A 17,280-nucleotide genomic window follows, 5' to 3' on the forward strand; every position below is an offset into this window, starting at 1 on the left:
TACCAGCCTTTATTTGTTTCGGATCAAGGACCTCTCCCACCGCCTCGGTAATGCTGCAGCCATCGATTCACCCACGAAGCCGCCGCTTCCTGAGGAGACACCCGATGTTGAGAATCAGCCATTACCTGCGTGCCCTGGCCCGGCCGACCCTGCCGGTGCTGGGCGCCCGCAGCGCCGGCGGCACACGCCCACCGGTGGTCATCTGGAACCTGCTGCGGCGCTGCAACCTGACCTGCAAGCACTGCTATGCCACCTCCGCCGACAGCGAATTTCGCGACGAGCTGGATACTGACGAAGCCCTGCAGGTGATCGACGATCTGCACGAAGCCGGTGTGCGCGTGCTGATCCTTTCCGGTGGCGAGCCGCTGCTGCGGGACGACATCTTCGAGCTCTCCGCCCATGCCCGCGAAAAGGGCTTCTTCGTGGCGCTGTCGACCAACGGCACGTTGATCGACGAGCGCAATATCGAGCAGGTGGCTGCGGCGCAGTACGACTATGTCGGCATCAGCATCGACGGCCTGGAAGCGGTTCATGACGAATGGCGCCAGCTCCAGGGCAGCTTCGTCGCCTCGATGCACGCCATCGACCTGTGCCGCCAACACGGCATTCGCGTCGGGCTGCGCACCACGCTTACGCAGAACAACTATCCACAATTACCCGCCCTGCTGGCGCTGATGCGCGAGCACGACGTGCAGAAGTTCTATCTCTCGCACCTGAACTACAGCGGGCGCGGCAAGCGCAGCCGCAAGGCCGACGCGCATCACCAGATGACCCGCGACGCCATGCGCCAGCTGTTCGAACAGGCCTGGGACGACGTGCAGAACGGCCGCGAGACCGATTTCGTCAGCGGCAACAACGACGCCGACGCGATCCTGCTGCTGCAGTGGGTCGAGGAGCGCCTGCCGCAACATCGCGACCGCCTGGAGCAGATGCTGCGCGCCTGGGGCGGCAACGCCTCGGGCAACGGTATCGCCAACATCGACAACATCGGTGATGTGCACCCCGATACCTACTGGTGGCAGCACACCGTCGGCAACGTGCGCCGGCAGAGTTTCCGCAAACTCTGGCTGGATGAGCCCGAGCCGCTGCTGCGCGAGCTGCGCCAGCACCCGCGCGCCGTGGGTGGGCGCTGCGCCGAATGCCGCTGGCTGCCGATCTGCAACGGCAACACCCGCACCCGTGCCTGGGCCGCCGGTGACCTGTGGGCGGAAGATCCCGGCTGCTACCTGAGCGACGAGGAAATCGGATTGCCGCTTCCCGTACGCATCCCCAGCGTGGAAATCAGTGCCCTGTAAATCAGTCACACCCAGCGGTCGTCAGAACCGTACTCAGCCAAGCGCAACCGTCAACCTGATGAGAATCACAGGAGTCCGCATGGACCAGCCAATCACACTCCCCGCTTCGCTGAGCGCCCCGTTCGCCCCCGGCGAGGTGGCCCTGGTCGGAGCCGGTCCTGGCGACCCGGGCCTGCTCACCCTGCGCGCCTGGAGCCTGCTGCAACAGGCCGATGCGGTGGTCTACGACCGCCTGGTCAGCGATGACCTGATGGCGCTGCTGCCCACCGCCTGCAGCCGCCACTATGTCGGCAAGACCAGCGGCTACCACAGCCTGCCACAACCGCAGATCAATCAGCTGCTGGCGGACCTGGCACGGCAGGACAAACGCGTGGTACGCCTGAAAGGCGGCGATCCCTTCATCTTCGGCCGTGGCGCCGAGGAGCTGGAGTTCCTGCTCGAACGTGGCATCGACTGCCAGGTTGTGCCCGGCATCACCGCCGCGGCCGGCTGCAGCACCTATGCGGGCATTCCCCTGACGCACCGCGACCTGGCGCACTCCTGCCAGTTCATCACCGGCCACCTGCAGGAGAACGGCGAGCTGCACCTGCCCTGGAACGCCCTGGCCGAGGGCAACCAGACCCTGGTGTTCTACATGGGGCTGGGCAGCCTCGGCGAAATCTCGCGCAACCTGATCGCCGCCGGCCTGCCGGTGGACACCCCAGCCGCGTTGATCGGCAATGGCACCCGTCAGGACCAGCAGGTGGTGCGCTGCAGCCTCAAGCAACTGCCGAGCATGGCCGAGGAGCAGCAGCTGACGCCACCGACGCTGACGGTGATCGGCAAGGTGGTCGGGCTGTTCGATGGCCGGCAGGTCCAGTACCCCGCCCGCCTGCATGGCGACAGTGCCGGACACGCGGAGGCCATATGCGGCTGATCTATGCCCTGCTGGCCGCGGCTGCGCTGCCGGCCGCCACCTTCGTCGCGCTCGACATGGCGATTCCGCGTGCCGCTGCCGCCGAGACAACCGATGCCCATGCGCTCTACCAGCAGTACTGCCAGAGCTGCCATGGCGTCGATCGCCTCGGTGGCGCCGGCCCTGCGCTGTTGCCGGAGAGCCTTGGCCGGATCAAGCCGGACGAGGCGCGCAAGGTCATCCGGGACGGCCGTCCGGCGAGCCAGATGGCTGCCTACTCGTCGCTGCTCGACGCAGCGCAGATCGACAGCCTGGTCAGCTACCTCTATCGGCCTTCCGCCATGCCGCCGACCTGGAGTGATGCCGACATTCGCGCCAGCCACCGGATGCTGGCGGATGTCGCCAAGCTGCCCGACAGTCCGCAACACGGCGCCGACCCGCTCAACCTGTTCGTAGTGGTCGAGGCCGGCAATCATCACGTGCGTGTTCTCGACGGCGATCGCTTCGAGGAACTGGCCAACTTCCCCTCGCATTTCGCTCTGCACGGTGGGCCTAAGTTCTCGCCGGACGGGCGCTTCGTCTATTTCGCCTCGCGCGATGGCTGGGTCAGCGTCTACGACCTGCATAACCTGACGATGGTCGCCGAGGTCCGCGCCGGGCTGAACACCCGCAACCTGGCCGTGAGCAACGACGGCCGCTGGGTGCTGGTGGGCAACTACCTGCCGGGCAACCTGGTGCTGCTGGACGCCCGCGACCTGTCGCTGGTCAAGCACATACCCGCGGTGGGTCTGGACGGCACACCGTCCCGGGTCAGCGCCGTGTACACCGCGCCACCGCGCGACAGCTTCGTGGTCGCGCTGAAGGATGTGAAGGAAGCCTGGGAGCTTTCCTATGCCGGCGAGCCGGACTTCGAACCTCGGCGCATCGAAGCCGCGGACTTTCTCGATGATTTCTCCTTCACCCCGGACTACCGCCACCTGCTCGCCACCTCGCGCAAGGCCCATGGCGGCCAGGTGATCGACCTCGACACCCGCAAGGCGGTCACCGACATCCCGCTGCCCGGCATGCCGCACCTGGGTTCGGGCATCTACTGGAAACGCGGCGGCGAATGGGTATTCGCCACCCCGAATGTCAGCAAGGGCCTGATCTCGGTGCTCGACATGCAGAGCTGGAAGCTGATCAAGGAGATTCCCACCGAAGGGCCGGGCTTCTTCATGCGCAGCCATGAGCATTCGAAGTACGCCTGGACCGATGTGTTCTTCGGCCCCAACAACGATGCCGTGCACCTGATCGACAAACAGACCCTGGAAGTCGCCCACACCCTGCGCCCGATGCCCGGCAAGAACGCCGCGCACGTCGAGTTCACCAAGAACGGCAAGCACCTGCTGCTCAGCGTCTGGGACACCGACGGCGCGCTGATCGTCTACGACAGTGACACCCTGGAGGAGATCAAGCGCATCCCGATGAACAAGCCCTCGGGCAAGTACAACGTCGGCAACAAGATCGAATTCGCCGAAGGCACCTCGCATTAGCGGCAAGAGACGATAAAGCGCTGGAAGCCTGAGGCTGGGCGTGATCGGTGCTCTCCAAGGGGTGCCTTTTCGTCCAGCTTTCAGCCTCCAGCGCTCTTAATCGGCCTTTCAGCTTCAACTTTTCATCTCAAAGTGCTCTCATATCAATTTCCCTGATACGAGCACAGCATGGATATCGATCTCGCCCGCACCTTTCTCGAGATCATCCGCAGCGGCAGCTTCATCGCCACCGCCGATCGCCTGCACATCACCCAGACCGCCGTCACCGCACGCATACGCAACCTGGAGCAGCAGCTCAACTGCCGGCTGTTCGTGCGCAATCGGGCAGGCGCGAAGCTGACACCCGATGGCGAGCGGTTCGTCGCCTATGCGACGCAACTGGTGCAGACCTGGGAAGCGGCGCGGCGCGATCTGCCGTTGCCGCAGGGCTATGGCGACCTGCTGTCGATCGGCGCCGAGGTCAGCCTGTGCAACCCGTTGATGCTGGCCTGGTTGCAGCGCATGCGGCAGACCATGCCCAGCCACGCGCTGCGCACCGAAGTCGCCAGCGACGGCGAATTGCAGGAGAAACTCGAACTGGGCGTACTGGATGCCGCGCTGGTGCATCGCCCCGAATACCGACCGGGGCTGCAGGTCGAACAGTTGCTCGAAGAAAAACTGATCCAGGTGGTGCAGACGGCCAATCCCGAGCCCTATCTGTATGTCGACTGGGGAACGGCATTCGGCAAGCAGCACGACATGGCGCTGCCCGACCATACACGCTCGCCACTCAGCTTCAGCCTGGGGCCGATGGCCCTGCAATACCTCCTGCAATGCGGCGGGCGTGGCTACTTCCGGACTCGCGTGGTGCAGCGCTACCTGGACGAAGGCATTCTCAAGCGCGTCGAACAGGCGCCGGAATTCTCCTACCCGGTGTACCTGGTCTACTCGCGCGCCAGCGAATCCCCGGCGCTGAACAAGGCCCTGGAATTGCTGCGCGAAGTGGCGCGGGACGACTACGACTGGTCGCGCTGGTATTACGAGATCTGACCAAGGTCCGCGCCCAGGCGCCGACCATCAGTCCGGTAGATGCTTGAGCCAGTTCTGGTACAGCGCGGCGATCAGGTCGGTCTGGGTGATCATGCCCACCAGCCGCTCCTGCTGGTCGACTACCGGCAGGCAGTGCAGGCCCCGGTCCGACAGCATGAAGACCAGGTCGGCCATGTGCGCGTCCTCCCTCACCGAGACCACAGGGCTGCTCATGATCGCGCGCAGCTTGGTGCCTCGCAGAAACTTCAGCTGACCGAAATTGACGCCCGCCGGGCTCGGCCGGAAATGCTTGAGCAGGTCCACCAGGGTGACGATGCCGATCAGCTTGTGGCTTTCCTTCTCCAGCACCGGCATCGCGCGCAGGCGGTGCTGCTGCAGGGTCTGCCAGGCCTGCTGGATGAAGGCATCCGGCGTGCTCCAGTAGAGATCGCGGGACATGATGTCCGCCGCGGTGATCTCGCCCATGCTGCGGCGCAGGGCATGCTTCTCGGTCTGCTTGATCAGCTGCGCCAGGTCGTCACGGGTCACGTCGACGTACTCGCCGAAATCCTCGAGCGCGCGCGTCACGTCGTCCTCGGTGAAGCTCAGCCGATCGCCCGGCAGCGGATCGCGGGTGTGGTGGATGTTTTCCTTGTTGGGTCGCCCCTTGGGATAGGCATGCCCGGTCAGGTTGTTGTAGACCAGCGCCACCGAGATCAGCAGAAGCGACACGAACGCCACCGGGATCAACAGCGTATAGCCCAGCGCATGCAAATCGGCGCTGCCGACCGCAGCGACCATCGCCAGCGCCGCCGCCGGAGGGTGCAGGCAACGCAGGCAGAACAGGCAGAGCAGCACCAGCGCGCCGGTCATGGCAGCCGCCGTCACCGGATCGAAGCCGCTCAACCCGAGGCTGATGCCCACCGTCGTCGCCACCAGGCTGCCGGCGAGCACCGACCAGGGCTGTGCGAACGGGCTGGACGAGGCCGCGAACAGCAGCACGGCCGACGCCGCCGCCGGGGCCGCCATCGGCAACATCACGGCCGCACCGAACAACCAGATGCCGAACGAAAGCGCGATCGCCAGGGCAATGGCGATGCCCAGGGCGACGCGGATCCATTCTTTGGGTGGGGCAGTCAGGGGAGCGGGCGCGAACGAACGGCACCAGAGCAATAGGCGGTCTTGCATGTTTTCTGCTTGAGTGGGGATTACTGGAGTGGGAACTGCTGGGGTGCGTTACCGGCGCCGAAAAAAATGCCCTTCCCTGGGCCGCGCACTAGCAACGCGTAAAAGGGGGTTCAGACACCACTGCCAACGAGCGGCTGCGAACCTTGGAGCGAGCGGCTTTCGCTGCGTGTGTGGCGCAGTGTCAGCCAGGTGTTGAGCGCCATCAGCAGCATCCCCGAAGCGAAGGCACCGCCGCCGATCAGGCGAACGATGTAGCCCGGATGGCTGGCTTCCAGCGCCTCGACGAAGGAGTAGGTCAGGGTGCCGTCGCTGTTGACCGCACGCCACATCAGGCCCTGGGCGATGCCGTTGACCCACATCGAGGCGATGTAGAGCACGGTGCCGATGGTGGCCAGCCAGAAGTGCGCGTTGATCATGCCGACGCTGTACATCTGCTTGCGATCGTAGAGCCGCGGAATCAGGTGATACAGCGAGCCGATAGAGATCATCGCTACCCAACCGAGGGCGCCAGCGTGGACGTGGCCGATGGTCCAGTCGGTGTAATGGGACAGCGCGTTGACGGTCTTGATGGCCATCATCGGGCCTTCGAAGGTGGACATGCCGTAGAAGGCCAGCGACACCACCAAGAAGCGCAGCACCGGATCGGTGCGCAGCTTATGCCAGGCGCCGGAGAGGGTCATCATGCCGTTGATCATGCCGCCCCAGCTGGGCGCGAGCAGGATCACCGACATCGCCATGCCCAGGCTCTGCGCCCAGTCCGGCAGTGCGGTGTAGTGCAGGTGATGCGGACCGGCCCAGATGTACAGGGAGATGATCGCCCAGAAATGCACGATGGACAGGCGATAGGAATAGATCGGCCGCTCGGCCTGCTTCGGCACGAAGTAATACATGATGCCGAGAAAGCCCACCGAGAGAATGAAGCCCACCACACTGTGCCCGTACCACCACTGGATCATCGCGTCGGTGGCGCCGGAATAGATCGAGTAGGACTTCATCAGGCTCACCGGCACCAGCGCGTGGTTGATCACGTGCACCATGCCGGTGACGATTATGAAGGCGCCGAAGAACCAGTTGCCCACGTAGATGTGGCTGACCTTGCGATACGCGATGGTGCCGAAGAACAGGTAGGCATAGGCCAGCCAGACCAGGGTCACCCAGGCGGCGATCGGCCATTCCATCTCCGCGTATTCCTTGGAGGTGGTGTAGCCCAGCGCGTAGCTGACCACCATGGCGACGCACGCGGCTTGCCAGGCCCAGAAGACGAACTCGCCGAGGCTATCGGAGATCAGGCGAACACGGCTGGTGCGCTGCACCACATAGAGTGAGGTCGCGAACAGCGCGTTACCGCCGAAGGCGAAGATCACCAGGTTGGTGTGCATCGGCCGTACGCGACCGAAGCTGGTCCAGGGCAGATCGAAATTCAATACCGGCCAGACCAGTTGCGCCGCAATGAACACGCCCAGGCCCATGCCGATGATTCCCCACACCACCGTCATCAGGGTGAACTGACGCACGACGCGGTAGTTGTAGAGGGGAGATGCCGATGTGGACGCTTCGATCATGGACGTGCATGAGGCAACTGCGCACGCGCCTGGGAAACACAGGCATGCCGCGCACCTGCCACTCCTTCGTGAGGTCAGGTTCGTGAGCGCGGCAAGCGGCCGCGTCGACTGGGAATGCCGCCCATTGTCGACCGACCGTTGAGTTATCTCTAATGAATAGTGTTGCCGTTATAGCGCAATTTTTTTGCTATATACGGTAACGCTTTGGCGGCATGTGAAGCGCCTGTTTAGCGATGCGCGGCTTCAGGCGATCGCCGCGCAGGCCTGACGTCCGTACTGCTCTACCACCGCGGCGACGATGCGCATCACTTCCAGGTTGGCTTCTTCCATCTGCTCGAGATGCTGCAATGCCTTCTCCAGATGCTGCGCCTGGAAGGCATCGATGGCGGCCTGGCCCTGATCGTGCACTGCAGTGTGCGGCCGCTCGATCCGCTGGAAGTGCTCCAGGTCCTGCATCTCGCGGTTGCCTTCCCCGTAGTACCAGCGGCCGAAACGACATTCGCGCTCGCTGGGCAGTTGCGCGCTGCCCTGGGTATCGCTGCCGAGCAGCTGGTTGTAGACGACGAACTTGAGTGACAACTCGTCGAGGTTGGCCAGTTCGATACCGGCACGGAACGACGAATTGTCGATGCCATGCCGCATGCTGCCGGCCAGCTGATGCAGGGTCCGCATGGCGCCGACGGCCAGCTCGGTGGTCTGGCTGAAACCCTGGGCGAGCTTGCCCTGCAACTGGATGTAGTCGTGAACGCTGGCGATTTCGGCCTGGACTTCGCCGATCTTGCGCACGATGTCCTCGGTGGCGAGCGCGGTCTTTTCCGCCAGGCTGCGAATCTCCCCGGCCACCACGGCGAAGCCGCGCCCCGCCTCACCGGCCCGGGCGGCCTCGATCGCGGCGTTGAGCGCCAGCAGGTTGGTCTGGCTGGCGATTCCGCTGATCAGATCGACGATCCCGTTGATCTCCTTGGAATGGCCGGCCAGGGTGTCGACTTTGTGCGAGGCCTGGTTGAGCCCGCTCTCCATGTCCGAAGCCTTGCTCTGCAGCTCGCCGAAATGCTTCTGGTTGCTCAGTGCCGCCGAGGCCACCTGCTCGGCATGCGCCTTGTTCTGGCCCAGCTGTTCGGTGAGGTATTCGAACGAATCCCCCAGATGCGCGATCGAGTGGCTGAAGCGAATCAGGTTGCCGGCCACGCCGCGGTAATAATCGAACTGCCGACCGCTGGTTCGATTGGCCTGCCTGGCGGCCTCCAGCTCCTGCTCCAGTTCGGCGATCCGCGAGCGCTGCTCGTTACAGGTCGCCTGGAGACGATCCTGTTCCTGCTGCAGCTTGCGCGCCGTTTTCTTCCATCCAAACAGCATCGAGGGTTCCTCGCTCTTTCAGCTCAGGGTGAAGCCGTTATCGACGACCCAATCCTGACCGTAGACGCCACGCGCTCCTTGCGACAGCTGAAACAGAATCACGTTGGCCACCGCGGCCGATTCCAGGAAATGCCCCGGCAGCAGGCGCTGGGCGATGCCATCGGCCACGCCCTCGAGCTGCTCGTCCGACAGGCCCAGGGTGCCCCAGATCGCCGTCGCGGTAGGGCCGGGCGAAACCATGTTGATGCGCACGCCCAGCGGCGCGAACTCCACCGCCAGGGTACGGGCCTGCGCCGCCAACGCCGCCTTGCTGGCGATGTAGGCCGCCAGGCCCGGATAGGTCGAGCGCGTCAGGAAGGTACCGATGAAGACCACCGAGGCAGACTTCGCCAGCTCATGACGCAGCGTTCCCAGCGTATTCAACGCACCCGCTCCGTTGACCGCCCATTGCCGATCGAACGCCGCCATGTCGAGGCCATCCGCCAGCTCGGCGATACCGGCATTGGGCACCAGATAATCGACCTGCCCCAGCTGCGCGGCGCGTGCCCGCAAGGCCTGCAAGTCGGCCGGCACGGTCACGTCGCCCGCCAGCCAGACCAGTTGCTCCGCGTAGGTCTGCAGCAGCGGCTCCAGTCCGCCCAGCGCGCGGGACATCGACAGCACCCGGGCGCCGCGTTGCAGCAGTGCCGTGCACAGCGCCAGTCCTATGCCCGAGCTGGCGCCGGTGACGACCGCCAGGCGATCCTGAAAATCGTTTTTCATCATCATCTCCGATGCTCGACATTGCCGAGCCGCAAGCTGCCCCTCCCCTCCGGGAACGGACAGCGGTTTGGAACTCTCGCCGGAAGACCTGAAAGGGCCGGCATCGCCCTCAGCCCGGATGCCCGTCGACCCGCGCGGCGACCAGCATCGGTGCGTAGCGCCAGACATACAGCGCGAAGGCCGACGCCCAGCAGATCGCCGCCAGCCAGAGCCCCGGCACAGGCCATGCGGTCGCCAGGAATACGCGTGCGAAGGCGCCCAGATTGAACAGCACGAAGGCCCAGACCACGCCCGCCGGCAGCTGCAACGGCCGGCCGGTGTGACCGAGGGTTACGCGCGCGATCATTGCCAGGATCAGCCCGCTCATGGACCCCACACTCAGCGCGTGCAAAGCGGGGCTGGATTGCGCCAGCACGCCGAAATGCCACAGCGCCAGGCCGAAGCAGGCCACCACCAGCCAGAGCATCGCCAGGTGCAGCGACCACAGCAGCGGCACCTTTCTGAGGTCGGCGTCGTACCAGCGGACCAGGCGCAGCAGATGCCCCAGACCGATAGCCAGGAACAGCAGCCCGATCAGTGCATGGGGCGCCAGCGCCACACCGAATGCATGCAGAAGCGCGATCAGCGCACTGCCGACCAGCAGCGACCAGTCGAGCCAGGGCCAGGCCTTGACCTGCGCCGTACGCCCCAGGCCGCGCTGAGTGAAGAAAGGAATCACCCGGCCGCCGATCAGCGCCATCAGCGCCGCCACAAGCCAAAGCCCCGCCAGTACGCCCTGGCGCTGCAGCGCGTCATTGCCTTGCAGCACGCCGGCCAGCATCAGCGCATCGGCACCGATCATCAGCGTCAGCACCACCACGATGGGGTAGTTGCGCTGCTGCCGCACGGCCCAGAGCATGCGCGCCATCATCCAGGCGACGACGAGCAGGAACAGCAGATCCAGCGGCACCAGCAGTGGCGCCGGCAACCCGAGCAGCCAGCCCAGGCGCGCCGCCAGCCAGATCAGCGCCACGCCCATCAGGCGGTTGCCGGAAGGCGCCACCTGACCGGTCCAGGTCTGGACCGCGGTCAGCAGGAAGCCGGCGACGATGGCCATGGCGAAGCCGAACAGCATTTCGTGACGGTGCCAGGCCAGCCAGCCGCCAGTGGGTTGGAAGCCGGGCCAGAAACCCGTCCAGGCCGCGACCCAGAGCGGAATCGCCAGCAGCGCATAGACGCTGCCAGCGAGGAAGAAGGGACGAAAGGCGAGACGCCAGACAGGCGGGATACTCAGGGCTTTTCGCCGGTCGACTACTTGCACGGAAGGCCTCCAGGGTTTCTTCTAAGCCCGCCGCGCAAAAGCGTCACTGCGCAGCGGAAACGACGCTCCAGCCAATGCGGGAGCCAGGACTACTTTCTACAGGGTAGGCGGCCTCGACAGACTTGATTGCAATCAGCTTTTTACCGAGGCGAGGGGAAAGCGACAGTCGGCGGGACAAAATATGGCATATGGCCATGGCGCCCTGCCGACGAGCAGCATCGTAGGATGGCGTTGAGCGAAGCGATACCCATCGTGATGCACCCGCATGCAAATGGGCTGCGAGCCTGATGGATTGGATGCACTTTCCTCTGCGAGAAAGGGCGTCTCAGGCAAGACGACAGATGCCCGGCGGATGCCAGGCGAAGGGGTGACCTCAGCAGGCCGGGTTCACCCTTCGGTGAACCCGAAGCAAGATACTTACTTGAGCTCCGGCTTGACCGGCTCCACCTGGGCCGTGCTTTCACCCTCGCTCACCGACTTGCGAAAGCCCGCGATCGCGCTGCCCAGATCCGAGCCCAGGCCACGCAGGCGCTTGGTGCCGAACAGCATGACCACGATCAGAAGAATGATCAGAAGCTGCCAGATGCTGATACCCATCATTTTGCTTACCTCGATTGCGTCGAATGCGGTCAATGACCCGCGTGATCGTTGTGTTCGGTTTCGGACATGTGCTCATGCATGTCGTGGTGCTGCATGTCCGCGCCCTGCTGCAGCACCGCATGGTCGATCTCTTCGAAGCGCAGCACCCGTCCGCCATGCTCGGCAGCAAGCTGCTGCGCCTGCTGCTCATCGGCGAAACTGGCCAGGGAGACACCCATGGCGCCCTTGAGCGGCGTACCGGCGACGTACCAGGCCGTGCGGGCGTCGATCAGGTGCTCGTCGCTGGGGTGCGCCCATTCGCTCTTGCCCATGTCATGCACGTAGAGCTTGGCATCGAGCAGCTTGTTTTCCGGCTGCAGGTACCAGCCGAGCATCTCGGCGGTGGAGCAGAATTTCTTCACGCCAGCCTTATCCACCGCCTGGCCTTTCGGGCCGGGAAAGTCGGCGATGATCATGCCGCAGACGTGGCATTCGTCACTTTCATGGAAAGCCACCGGGTCGAGCGATTGCTGGACTTCTTGCTTGTCGCCACAGGCGGCCAGCCCGAATGCCAGGAGCATCGCGAGCAGCGCCTGGCCGCCGGTACGGTACAGATTGTTCATCATTCGTTTCCCTCCAGAAAGTCAGGCCAGGCGCCGACGGAAGATGCCATAGGCCAGCAGCAGCGATGCGCCTGCCCAGGCCAACAGGCAGAGCCAGAGCACGGCGTTCGGCACGGGCAGGTCGCCGCCCAGCGACAGCACGCCCATGGCGCCGCCGCCTTCGAAGCCGGACAGGTTGATCAGCCGGTAGATGTCGGTGGGGTTGAGCAGCAGCAGCCAGGGCAGCAACTCGGGGCTGAACTTGCCTTCGCTGAGCACCAGCAGCGCCAGCAGCACCAGGTCGAACACCAGCACGAACAGGAACCAGATCCCCAGCGCCAGGCCGGCGGCGCTGGATTTCTCGTTGACCTTGCCGCTGAGCACGTAAGCCAGGGCAAGGAACACCCAGCCCAGCAGCGTGGAGGAAACCATGAAGCGACCGAAGGCCCAGAGCAGCAGGCCCAGCTCGATATCCTCGACCAGCAGGGCGATGGCCAGAGCGGCGCCGCCGAAGCCGATCAACACCGCCAGGGCAAGGATCAGCCCGTGGCCGACGAACTTGCCGAGCAGGATCTCGCCGCGCCCCAGCGGGTAGGTCAGCAGCAGCATCAGCGTGCCGCCTTCGTCCTCGCCGACGATGGCGTCATAGGCCAGCAGCAGCGCGATCAGCGGCATCAGGAAGGTGGCCAGGCTGGCCAGGCTGGCGATGGTCGCCGGGATCGAGGTGAACCCCACCTGCCCCGAGGCGGCCGCACCGAGCCAGGCGATCCCCACGGCCAGCACCGCGAACAACAGGCTGATGGCCAGCAGCCAGCGGTTGCGCAGGCCATCGCTGAGTTCCTTGCGGGCGATGTTCCAGACCTGGTTCATACCCTGCCCTCCGCGGCCTGCACATCGCCGGCGCGCTCCATGTAATAGCGGTACAGATCCTCCAGCGAAGGCTGGTGGATTTCCACATCGTCGGGTTCGCTTTCCCCGAGCAGCTCACGCAGCAACGGCAGCTTGTGGCCGTTGATGGCGATCACCTCGACGCCATCCTCGCCGAGACGCTGCGCCGAGTGCCCCGCATTGGCCCAGCGCTCCAGCCAGGCCTCGCTCTGACTGATGCCACTGGCGCGGATACGCACCGGCAGGCCGGCCTCGCTGCGCAGCTGCTTGAGGCTGCCGATGGCCTGCAGGCGCCCCTTGGCGAGAATCGCCGCACGGTTGATATGCGCCTCCACGCCGGGCAGCACGTGGGAACAGAGGATCACGCTGGTACCCGTCTGGCGCAGCCGATCGATCAGCAGGTAGAGCTCCTGGGTGGCGATGGGGTCGAGCCCCACGGTAGGTTCGTCGAGCAGCAGCAGGCGCGGCTCGCCGAGCACCGCCTGCGCCAGGCCGAGCCGCTGGCGCATGCCCTTGGAATAGGTCTTCACGCGGCGATCGGCGGCGTGGGCGAGGCCGACCTGCTCGAGCAGATCGTCCACCTGGCCCAGCGGCGTGCTCTTCAGGCGCGCGAAATGACGCAGGGTCTCGCGCCCCGTCAGTTGCGGATAGAAGGTGACGTTCTCCGGCAGATAGCCCAGGTGACGGCGCACGTCGGTGGTGCGCGGATCGCGACCCAGTACCTGGACGCGTCCTTCGCTGGCCTGCAACAGGCCGAGAATCAGTTTCATGCTGGTGGTCTTGCCGGCGCCGTTATGGCCGAACAGTCCCAGCACCTCGCCTTCGCCGAGGTTCAGGTTCAAATCATGCAACACGGTCATGTTGCCGTAACGCTGGCTGACGCCCTGGATCTCGACGGCATTCATGAGTGGGGCCTCTGCGTTGTGTTCATCGGTTCCTCTGTCACGCCTCGGGTAGGTGGCTTCATCAACGGATGGCTGTCCTGTACGCCCGGTGACTTGATCACCGGAAACGCGCGCTGCACCCAGCGCAGCACTTCGATGCTCGGGCTGTTCATCAGCAGACGCACCTGCGGATACATCCACAGCAGGCGATCGACGTTGTCGTTGGGCTCGTAGGCGATGTCGCCCAGGCCGTCTTCGTTGCGGTCCCAGCCCAGGTAGTCGCTCCAGTAGTTGCCGCGCCCGTCGACCGACCACTCCTGGGTCCGTATGGCGACGTACTTGACCTGCTGCGCGTTGCCGACGAAGGCGTTGCTGGAAATACGGTTGTCTTCCGAGCCGGCGGTCAGATGGATACCCAGATCGCTGCGCTGGAAGTGGTTGTTCTCGATGGTGTTGAACAGCGAGTTGTAGATGAACAGCGCCTTGCCTTCACCGCCGCTGATCATGCTGTCGCCACCGGTATCGCCACGCTCGACATCGGTGACGAAATTGTCCTTGAGGGTCGAGTAGGTGATGTAGTTCATCAGGATGCCGTAGTTCTGATCGTGCTCGGAGCGGTTGCCGATCACGGTCAGTTTGCGGCTCTGCATCAGCGCGTAACCGGTGCGGGTGCGGCGGGTGACGTTGGCGATCACGCGGTTCTCATGGGAGAACATGTAGTGCACGCCGTAGCGCAGGTCCTCGAACAGGTTGCGCTCGATGCTGTTGCCGTTGGAGTTGTCGATGTAGATGCCGTCGCGGGTGTTCCAGACATGGTTGTCGATGACTCGAGCACCGCGCACGGAGAACAGGTGGATGCCGTTGCCGCGATCCTGGGAACGCAGGCCGAGGTCGCCCTCGATACGGTTGCCTTCGACCAGCAGGTCACGATTGCGATCGGCCCAGATGCCGAAGCCCGGCCCTTGCAGGTCGTTGTTGCGAATCTGCGCGCCGGTGGCGGTCGGTTCGAGGAAGATCGCCGCGTTCATCGCCGTGAGGTCGCGCCCCCAGTCACGCAGCGCGCACCCCTCGATGGTCACGTTCGCTGCGCGCACTGTCAGGACGTTGCCTTGCCCCGGTGCCTTGATCACCGCACCCGGCGCGCAGTGCAGCGCCAGCGGTTGATCGATGATGAATTGCCCGATGTATTCGCCGGCGGGCAGTGTCCAGCGGTTCTCGCCCTGCGCTTGCAGCGGCAGCGAGGTGAGCGGTTGCGGTTCCGCCAGGGCGGATCCCGCGGGAATCATGAGCGCGGTAAGCGCCAGGGTGTAGCACGCACGCATAGCCTGAAATCTGAGCACATCAATTACCTTCTCTTCAGCGTCAGGCGGGGTTCGGAAACCCGGCGAAGCCAGTTCGCCGGGTTGGAAATGATCATGGGAGCGACTCGGCGCCATGCTGCGCGATGGCATCATCCACCGCTCCCACGACCAACACCGGGCCTCAGGCCGGTTCGACGATCATGCGGCCGACCATCTCCATGTGCAGCGCGTGGCAGAACCAGCTGCAGTAGTACCAGTGCAGGCCGGGCTTGTCCGCCACGAAGGTGATGGACGAGGTCTGCTGCGGGCTGATCTCCATGCTCACGCCATGGTTGACCACCACGAAGCCGTGGGAGACGTCTTCGATCTGGTCGATGTTGGTCACCACGACAGTCACTTCGTCACCCTGCTTCACGGTGAAGTCGGTGATGCCGTAGGCCGGCGCCATGGAGGTCATGTAGACACGGACCTTGTTGCCGTCGCGGATGACCTTGTTGTCGGTAGTCAGGTTGATACCGTCCTTCTCGGCCATCTTCACGGTCGGCGCGAAGAACGGATCGTTGCGGTCCCAGATCTTCTTGGTCTTGATCTGATCGCGGCGGGCCATGATGCAGTCGTGCGGCTCGGCGAAAGTCGGGCCGTCGTGCACCAGCTTCATCTCGTCGCCGGAGATATCGATCAGCTGATCGTTTTCCGGGTGCAGCGGGCCGGTAGGCAGGAAGCGGTCCTTGGAGAACTTGGACAGCGCCACCAGCCATTTGCCGTCGGCTTCGCTGGTTTCGCACAGCGAGGCGTGCAGGTGGCCCGGCTGGTAGTGCACGTCGAGCTTCTGCTTGATGTAGTTGACCTTCTCGCCCTTGTAGGCGCGACGGGCCTCTTCCATGTTCCACTTGACCACCTGGCTGTCGATGAACAGCGTGGTGTAGGCGTTGCCGCGACCGTCGAAGGTGGTGTGCAGCGGGCCGAGACCCAGTTCCGGCTCACCGACCACCACGTCACGCTCGTCCTTCAGCTTGCCGGCGAACAGGTCGGGCAGCATGTCGATGGCGATCATCGAGCAGGTCGGCGACAGCTTGCCGTTGGCGATGAAGTACTTGCCATCGGACGAGGTGTTCAGGCCATGGGGGTTCTTCGGCACCGGCACGTAGCGGGTGAACTCGCTGTTCTTGCCGTCCTTCTTGCGCCCATCGACCACCGGTACCTTGGAGTCGCCCAAGGTGATGAACTTGCCAGCCTTGACGGCTTTTTCGATCGCGTGGATGTCGAATACCACCACCCAGTCACGCTCGTTACGCATCATCCCGCCCAGGTCGAAAGCCTTCTCCGAGTTGTAGCAGGTGGCGGCGGCGAAGCGGCCGGTGTAGTCGGCGTCGGTGTTGTCGAGGTTGCCGTCGACGATCACCTGGAAGGCCATCTCCATGCTTTCCGCATCGATGGCGTTGTACATGGTGTAGCTGTTCTCGTCCTGCAGGTCGAAGACCTTGCCATCGTTCGGGTGCGGGATGATGAATTCGGCGTTGGCGAAGACATACTTGGTGTGCGGCACCTTCTGCAGACGCAGACCGTGGATCGCCTGCACGTTCGGCACGGTGATCATCTTGTCGCACTTCATGATGTCGAGGCGGATACGCGCGACGCGGCTGTTGGCCTTGTCGTTGATGAACAGGTACTTGCCGTCGTACTTGCCGTCGGTCATGGAGATGTGCGGGTGGTGGCAGTCGCCATTCAGGAACTTGGCGCTGTCGCCCATGATCGCGCGGCTTTCGTTGGTCAGGCCCCAGCCGGTGGCGGAGTCGACGTTGAACACCGGAATACGCATCAGCTCGCGCATGGACGGTACGCCCAGCACGCGGACTTCGCCCTGGTGACCGCCGGACCAGAAGCCGTAGTACTCGTCCAGTTCGCCCGGGCCGACGTGAATCTTGGATTGTGCGTCCTTAACGGCTGCCGCCCAGCTTTCACGGCTCATGACGGCACCACCCAGGGCAGTGGCCGCCACCGCGGCACCGGTCAGGGCACTGGCGCCGAGGAAGCCGCGGCGACTCAGGCCGTTCTTCTCCAGCGTTTGCGGGGTGTTCTTGGAATCATTGTCGCTCATGGGTTTTGCTCCTAATTGAACATCTTCAAC

15 protein-coding genes are annotated in these 17,280 nt (G+C 64.3%); 4 read left to right on the forward strand and 11 right to left on the reverse strand.

The annotated features are described in order from the left end of the window. Nucleotides 1-104 precede the first annotated feature (104 nt). The 4 genes from nirJ to EA795_RS10000 all read left to right on the forward strand — a co-directional run bounded on the left by nirJ (nt 105) and on the right by EA795_RS10000 (nt 4,751). Nucleotides 105-1,295: a heme d1 biosynthesis radical SAM protein NirJ gene (gene nirJ / locus EA795_RS09985; protein ID WP_122076962.1), complete on the forward strand. Its 1,191-nt coding sequence runs from the start codon at nt 105-107 to the stop codon at nt 1,293-1,295. A gap of 79 nt (nt 1,296-1,374) precedes the next feature. After that, the gene (cobA, locus tag EA795_RS09990) at nt 1,375-2,211 is read left to right on the forward strand and encodes a uroporphyrinogen-III C-methyltransferase (RefSeq protein ID WP_122076965.1); all 837 of its coding nucleotides are present in this window, start codon (nt 1,375-1,377) and stop codon (nt 2,209-2,211) included. After that, a complete protein-coding gene (locus EA795_RS09995; protein ID WP_122076968.1) occupies nt 2,202-3,722 on the forward strand; it encodes a nitrite reductase in 1,521 nt (506 codons plus the stop codon). The genes cobA and EA795_RS09995 overlap by 10 nt, the downstream gene beginning before the upstream one ends. Nucleotides 3,723-3,890: 168 nt before the next feature. Next, a complete protein-coding gene (locus EA795_RS10000; RefSeq protein ID WP_014851524.1) occupies nt 3,891-4,751 on the forward strand; it encodes a LysR family transcriptional regulator in 861 nt (286 codons plus the stop codon). Between the two features lie 27 nt (nt 4,752-4,778). Here the strand turns inward: EA795_RS10000 and EA795_RS10005 are convergent, their stop codons facing one another. The 11 genes from EA795_RS10005 to nosZ form a co-directional block, all read right to left on the reverse strand. Continuing rightward, nucleotides 4,779-5,918 (reverse strand): HPP family protein, encoded by a 1,140-nt coding sequence (locus EA795_RS10005; protein ID WP_065982979.1) that lies wholly within the window; start codon nt 5,916-5,918, stop codon nt 4,779-4,781. 110 nt (nt 5,919-6,028) lie between these two features. After that, nucleotides 6,029-7,480 (reverse strand): cytochrome-c oxidase, cbb3-type subunit I, encoded by a 1,452-nt coding sequence (ccoN, locus tag EA795_RS10010; protein WP_122076971.1) that lies wholly within the window; start codon nt 7,478-7,480, stop codon nt 6,029-6,031. Between the two features lie 243 nt (nt 7,481-7,723). Further along, complete coding sequence (locus tag EA795_RS10015; protein ID WP_205891480.1) at nt 7,724-8,836, reverse strand: methyl-accepting chemotaxis protein; 1,113 nt, start codon at nt 8,834-8,836, stop codon at nt 7,724-7,726. An 18-nt stretch (nt 8,837-8,854) separates the two neighbouring features. After that, nucleotides 8,855-9,598 (reverse strand): SDR family NAD(P)-dependent oxidoreductase, encoded by a 744-nt coding sequence (locus tag EA795_RS10020; RefSeq protein WP_014851520.1) that lies wholly within the window; start codon nt 9,596-9,598, stop codon nt 8,855-8,857. Nucleotides 9,599-9,707: 109 nt separating this feature from the next. Continuing rightward, on the reverse strand, nt 9,708-10,898 hold the full coding sequence (locus tag EA795_RS10025) for an NnrS family protein (protein ID WP_058077813.1): 1,191 nt from the start codon (nt 10,896-10,898) through the stop codon (nt 9,708-9,710). A 417-nt stretch (nt 10,899-11,315) separates the two neighbouring features. Beyond that, nucleotides 11,316-11,498 carry a twin-arginine translocase TatA/TatE family subunit gene (gene tatA, locus EA795_RS10030; protein ID WP_014851518.1) on the reverse strand — a complete coding sequence of 61 codons (183 nt, stop codon included), beginning with the start codon at nt 11,496-11,498 and terminating at the stop codon, nt 11,316-11,318. Between the two features lie 29 nt (nt 11,499-11,527). Continuing rightward, nucleotides 11,528-12,100 (reverse strand): nitrous oxide reductase accessory protein NosL, encoded by a 573-nt coding sequence (locus EA795_RS10035; protein ID WP_058077829.1) that lies wholly within the window; start codon nt 12,098-12,100, stop codon nt 11,528-11,530. 21 nt (nt 12,101-12,121) lie between these two features. Beyond that, nucleotides 12,122-12,949 carry an ABC transporter permease gene (locus tag EA795_RS10040; RefSeq protein WP_047306344.1) on the reverse strand — a complete coding sequence of 276 codons (828 nt, stop codon included), beginning with the start codon at nt 12,947-12,949 and terminating at the stop codon, nt 12,122-12,124. Beyond that, on the reverse strand, nt 12,946-13,872 hold the full coding sequence (locus tag EA795_RS10045) for an ABC transporter ATP-binding protein (protein ID WP_014851515.1): 927 nt from the start codon (nt 13,870-13,872) through the stop codon (nt 12,946-12,948). Before EA795_RS10045 ends, EA795_RS10040 begins: the two co-directional genes overlap by 4 nt. Further along, the gene (locus tag EA795_RS10050; protein WP_212758003.1) at nt 13,869-15,173 is read right to left on the reverse strand and encodes a nitrous oxide reductase family maturation protein NosD; all 1,305 of its coding nucleotides are present in this window, start codon (nt 15,171-15,173) and stop codon (nt 13,869-13,871) included. The genes EA795_RS10045 and EA795_RS10050 overlap by 4 nt, the downstream gene beginning before the upstream one ends. A 160-nt stretch (nt 15,174-15,333) precedes the next feature. Then, nucleotides 15,334-17,250 carry a TAT-dependent nitrous-oxide reductase gene (gene nosZ / locus EA795_RS10055; RefSeq protein WP_058075127.1) on the reverse strand — a complete coding sequence of 639 codons (1,917 nt, stop codon included), beginning with the start codon at nt 17,248-17,250 and terminating at the stop codon, nt 15,334-15,336. Nucleotides 17,251-17,280: the final 30 nt, after the last annotated feature.

It is taken from the genome of Stutzerimonas nitrititolerans, from assembly GCF_003696285.1.
In the GTDB taxonomy this organism is placed as follows: Bacteria; Pseudomonadota; Gammaproteobacteria; order Pseudomonadales; family Pseudomonadaceae; genus Stutzerimonas; species Stutzerimonas nitrititolerans.

Excerpts from the sequence above, each read along its gene's own strand:
- tatA (WP_014851518.1), bottom strand. The coding sequence starts at position 11,498 with ATGATGGGTATCAGCATCTGGCAGCTTCTGATCATTCTTCTGATCGTG.
- EA795_RS10035 (WP_058077829.1), bottom strand. The coding sequence starts at position 12,100 with ATGAACAATCTGTACCGTACCGGCGGCCAGGCGCTGCTCGCGATGCTC.
- EA795_RS10005 (WP_065982979.1), bottom strand. The coding sequence starts at position 5,918 with ATGCAAGACCGCCTATTGCTCTGGTGCCGTTCGTTCGCGCCCGCTCCC.
- EA795_RS10040 (WP_047306344.1), bottom strand. The coding sequence starts at position 12,949 with ATGAACCAGGTCTGGAACATCGCCCGCAAGGAACTCAGCGATGGCCTG.
- nosZ (WP_058075127.1), bottom strand. The coding sequence starts at position 17,250 with ATGAGCGACAATGATTCCAAGAACACCCCGCAAACGCTGGAGAAGAAC.
- ccoN (WP_122076971.1), bottom strand. The coding sequence starts at position 7,480 with ATGATCGAAGCGTCCACATCGGCATCTCCCCTCTACAACTACCGCGTC.
- nirJ (WP_122076962.1), top strand. The coding sequence starts at position 105 with ATGTTGAGAATCAGCCATTACCTGCGTGCCCTGGCCCGGCCGACCCTG.
- EA795_RS10015 (WP_205891480.1), bottom strand. The coding sequence starts at position 8,836 with ATGCTGTTTGGATGGAAGAAAACGGCGCGCAAGCTGCAGCAGGAACAG.
- EA795_RS10000 (WP_014851524.1), top strand. The coding sequence starts at position 3,891 with ATGGATATCGATCTCGCCCGCACCTTTCTCGAGATCATCCGCAGCGGC.
- cobA (WP_122076965.1), top strand. The coding sequence starts at position 1,375 with ATGGACCAGCCAATCACACTCCCCGCTTCGCTGAGCGCCCCGTTCGCC.
- EA795_RS10050 (WP_212758003.1), bottom strand. The coding sequence starts at position 15,173 with ATGCGTGCGTGCTACACCCTGGCGCTTACCGCGCTCATGATTCCCGCG.
- EA795_RS10045 (WP_014851515.1), bottom strand. The coding sequence starts at position 13,872 with ATGAATGCCGTCGAGATCCAGGGCGTCAGCCAGCGTTACGGCAACATG.
- EA795_RS10020 (WP_014851520.1), bottom strand. The coding sequence starts at position 9,598 with ATGAAAAACGATTTTCAGGATCGCCTGGCGGTCGTCACCGGCGCCAGC.
- EA795_RS09995 (WP_122076968.1), top strand. The coding sequence starts at position 2,202 with ATGCGGCTGATCTATGCCCTGCTGGCCGCGGCTGCGCTGCCGGCCGCC.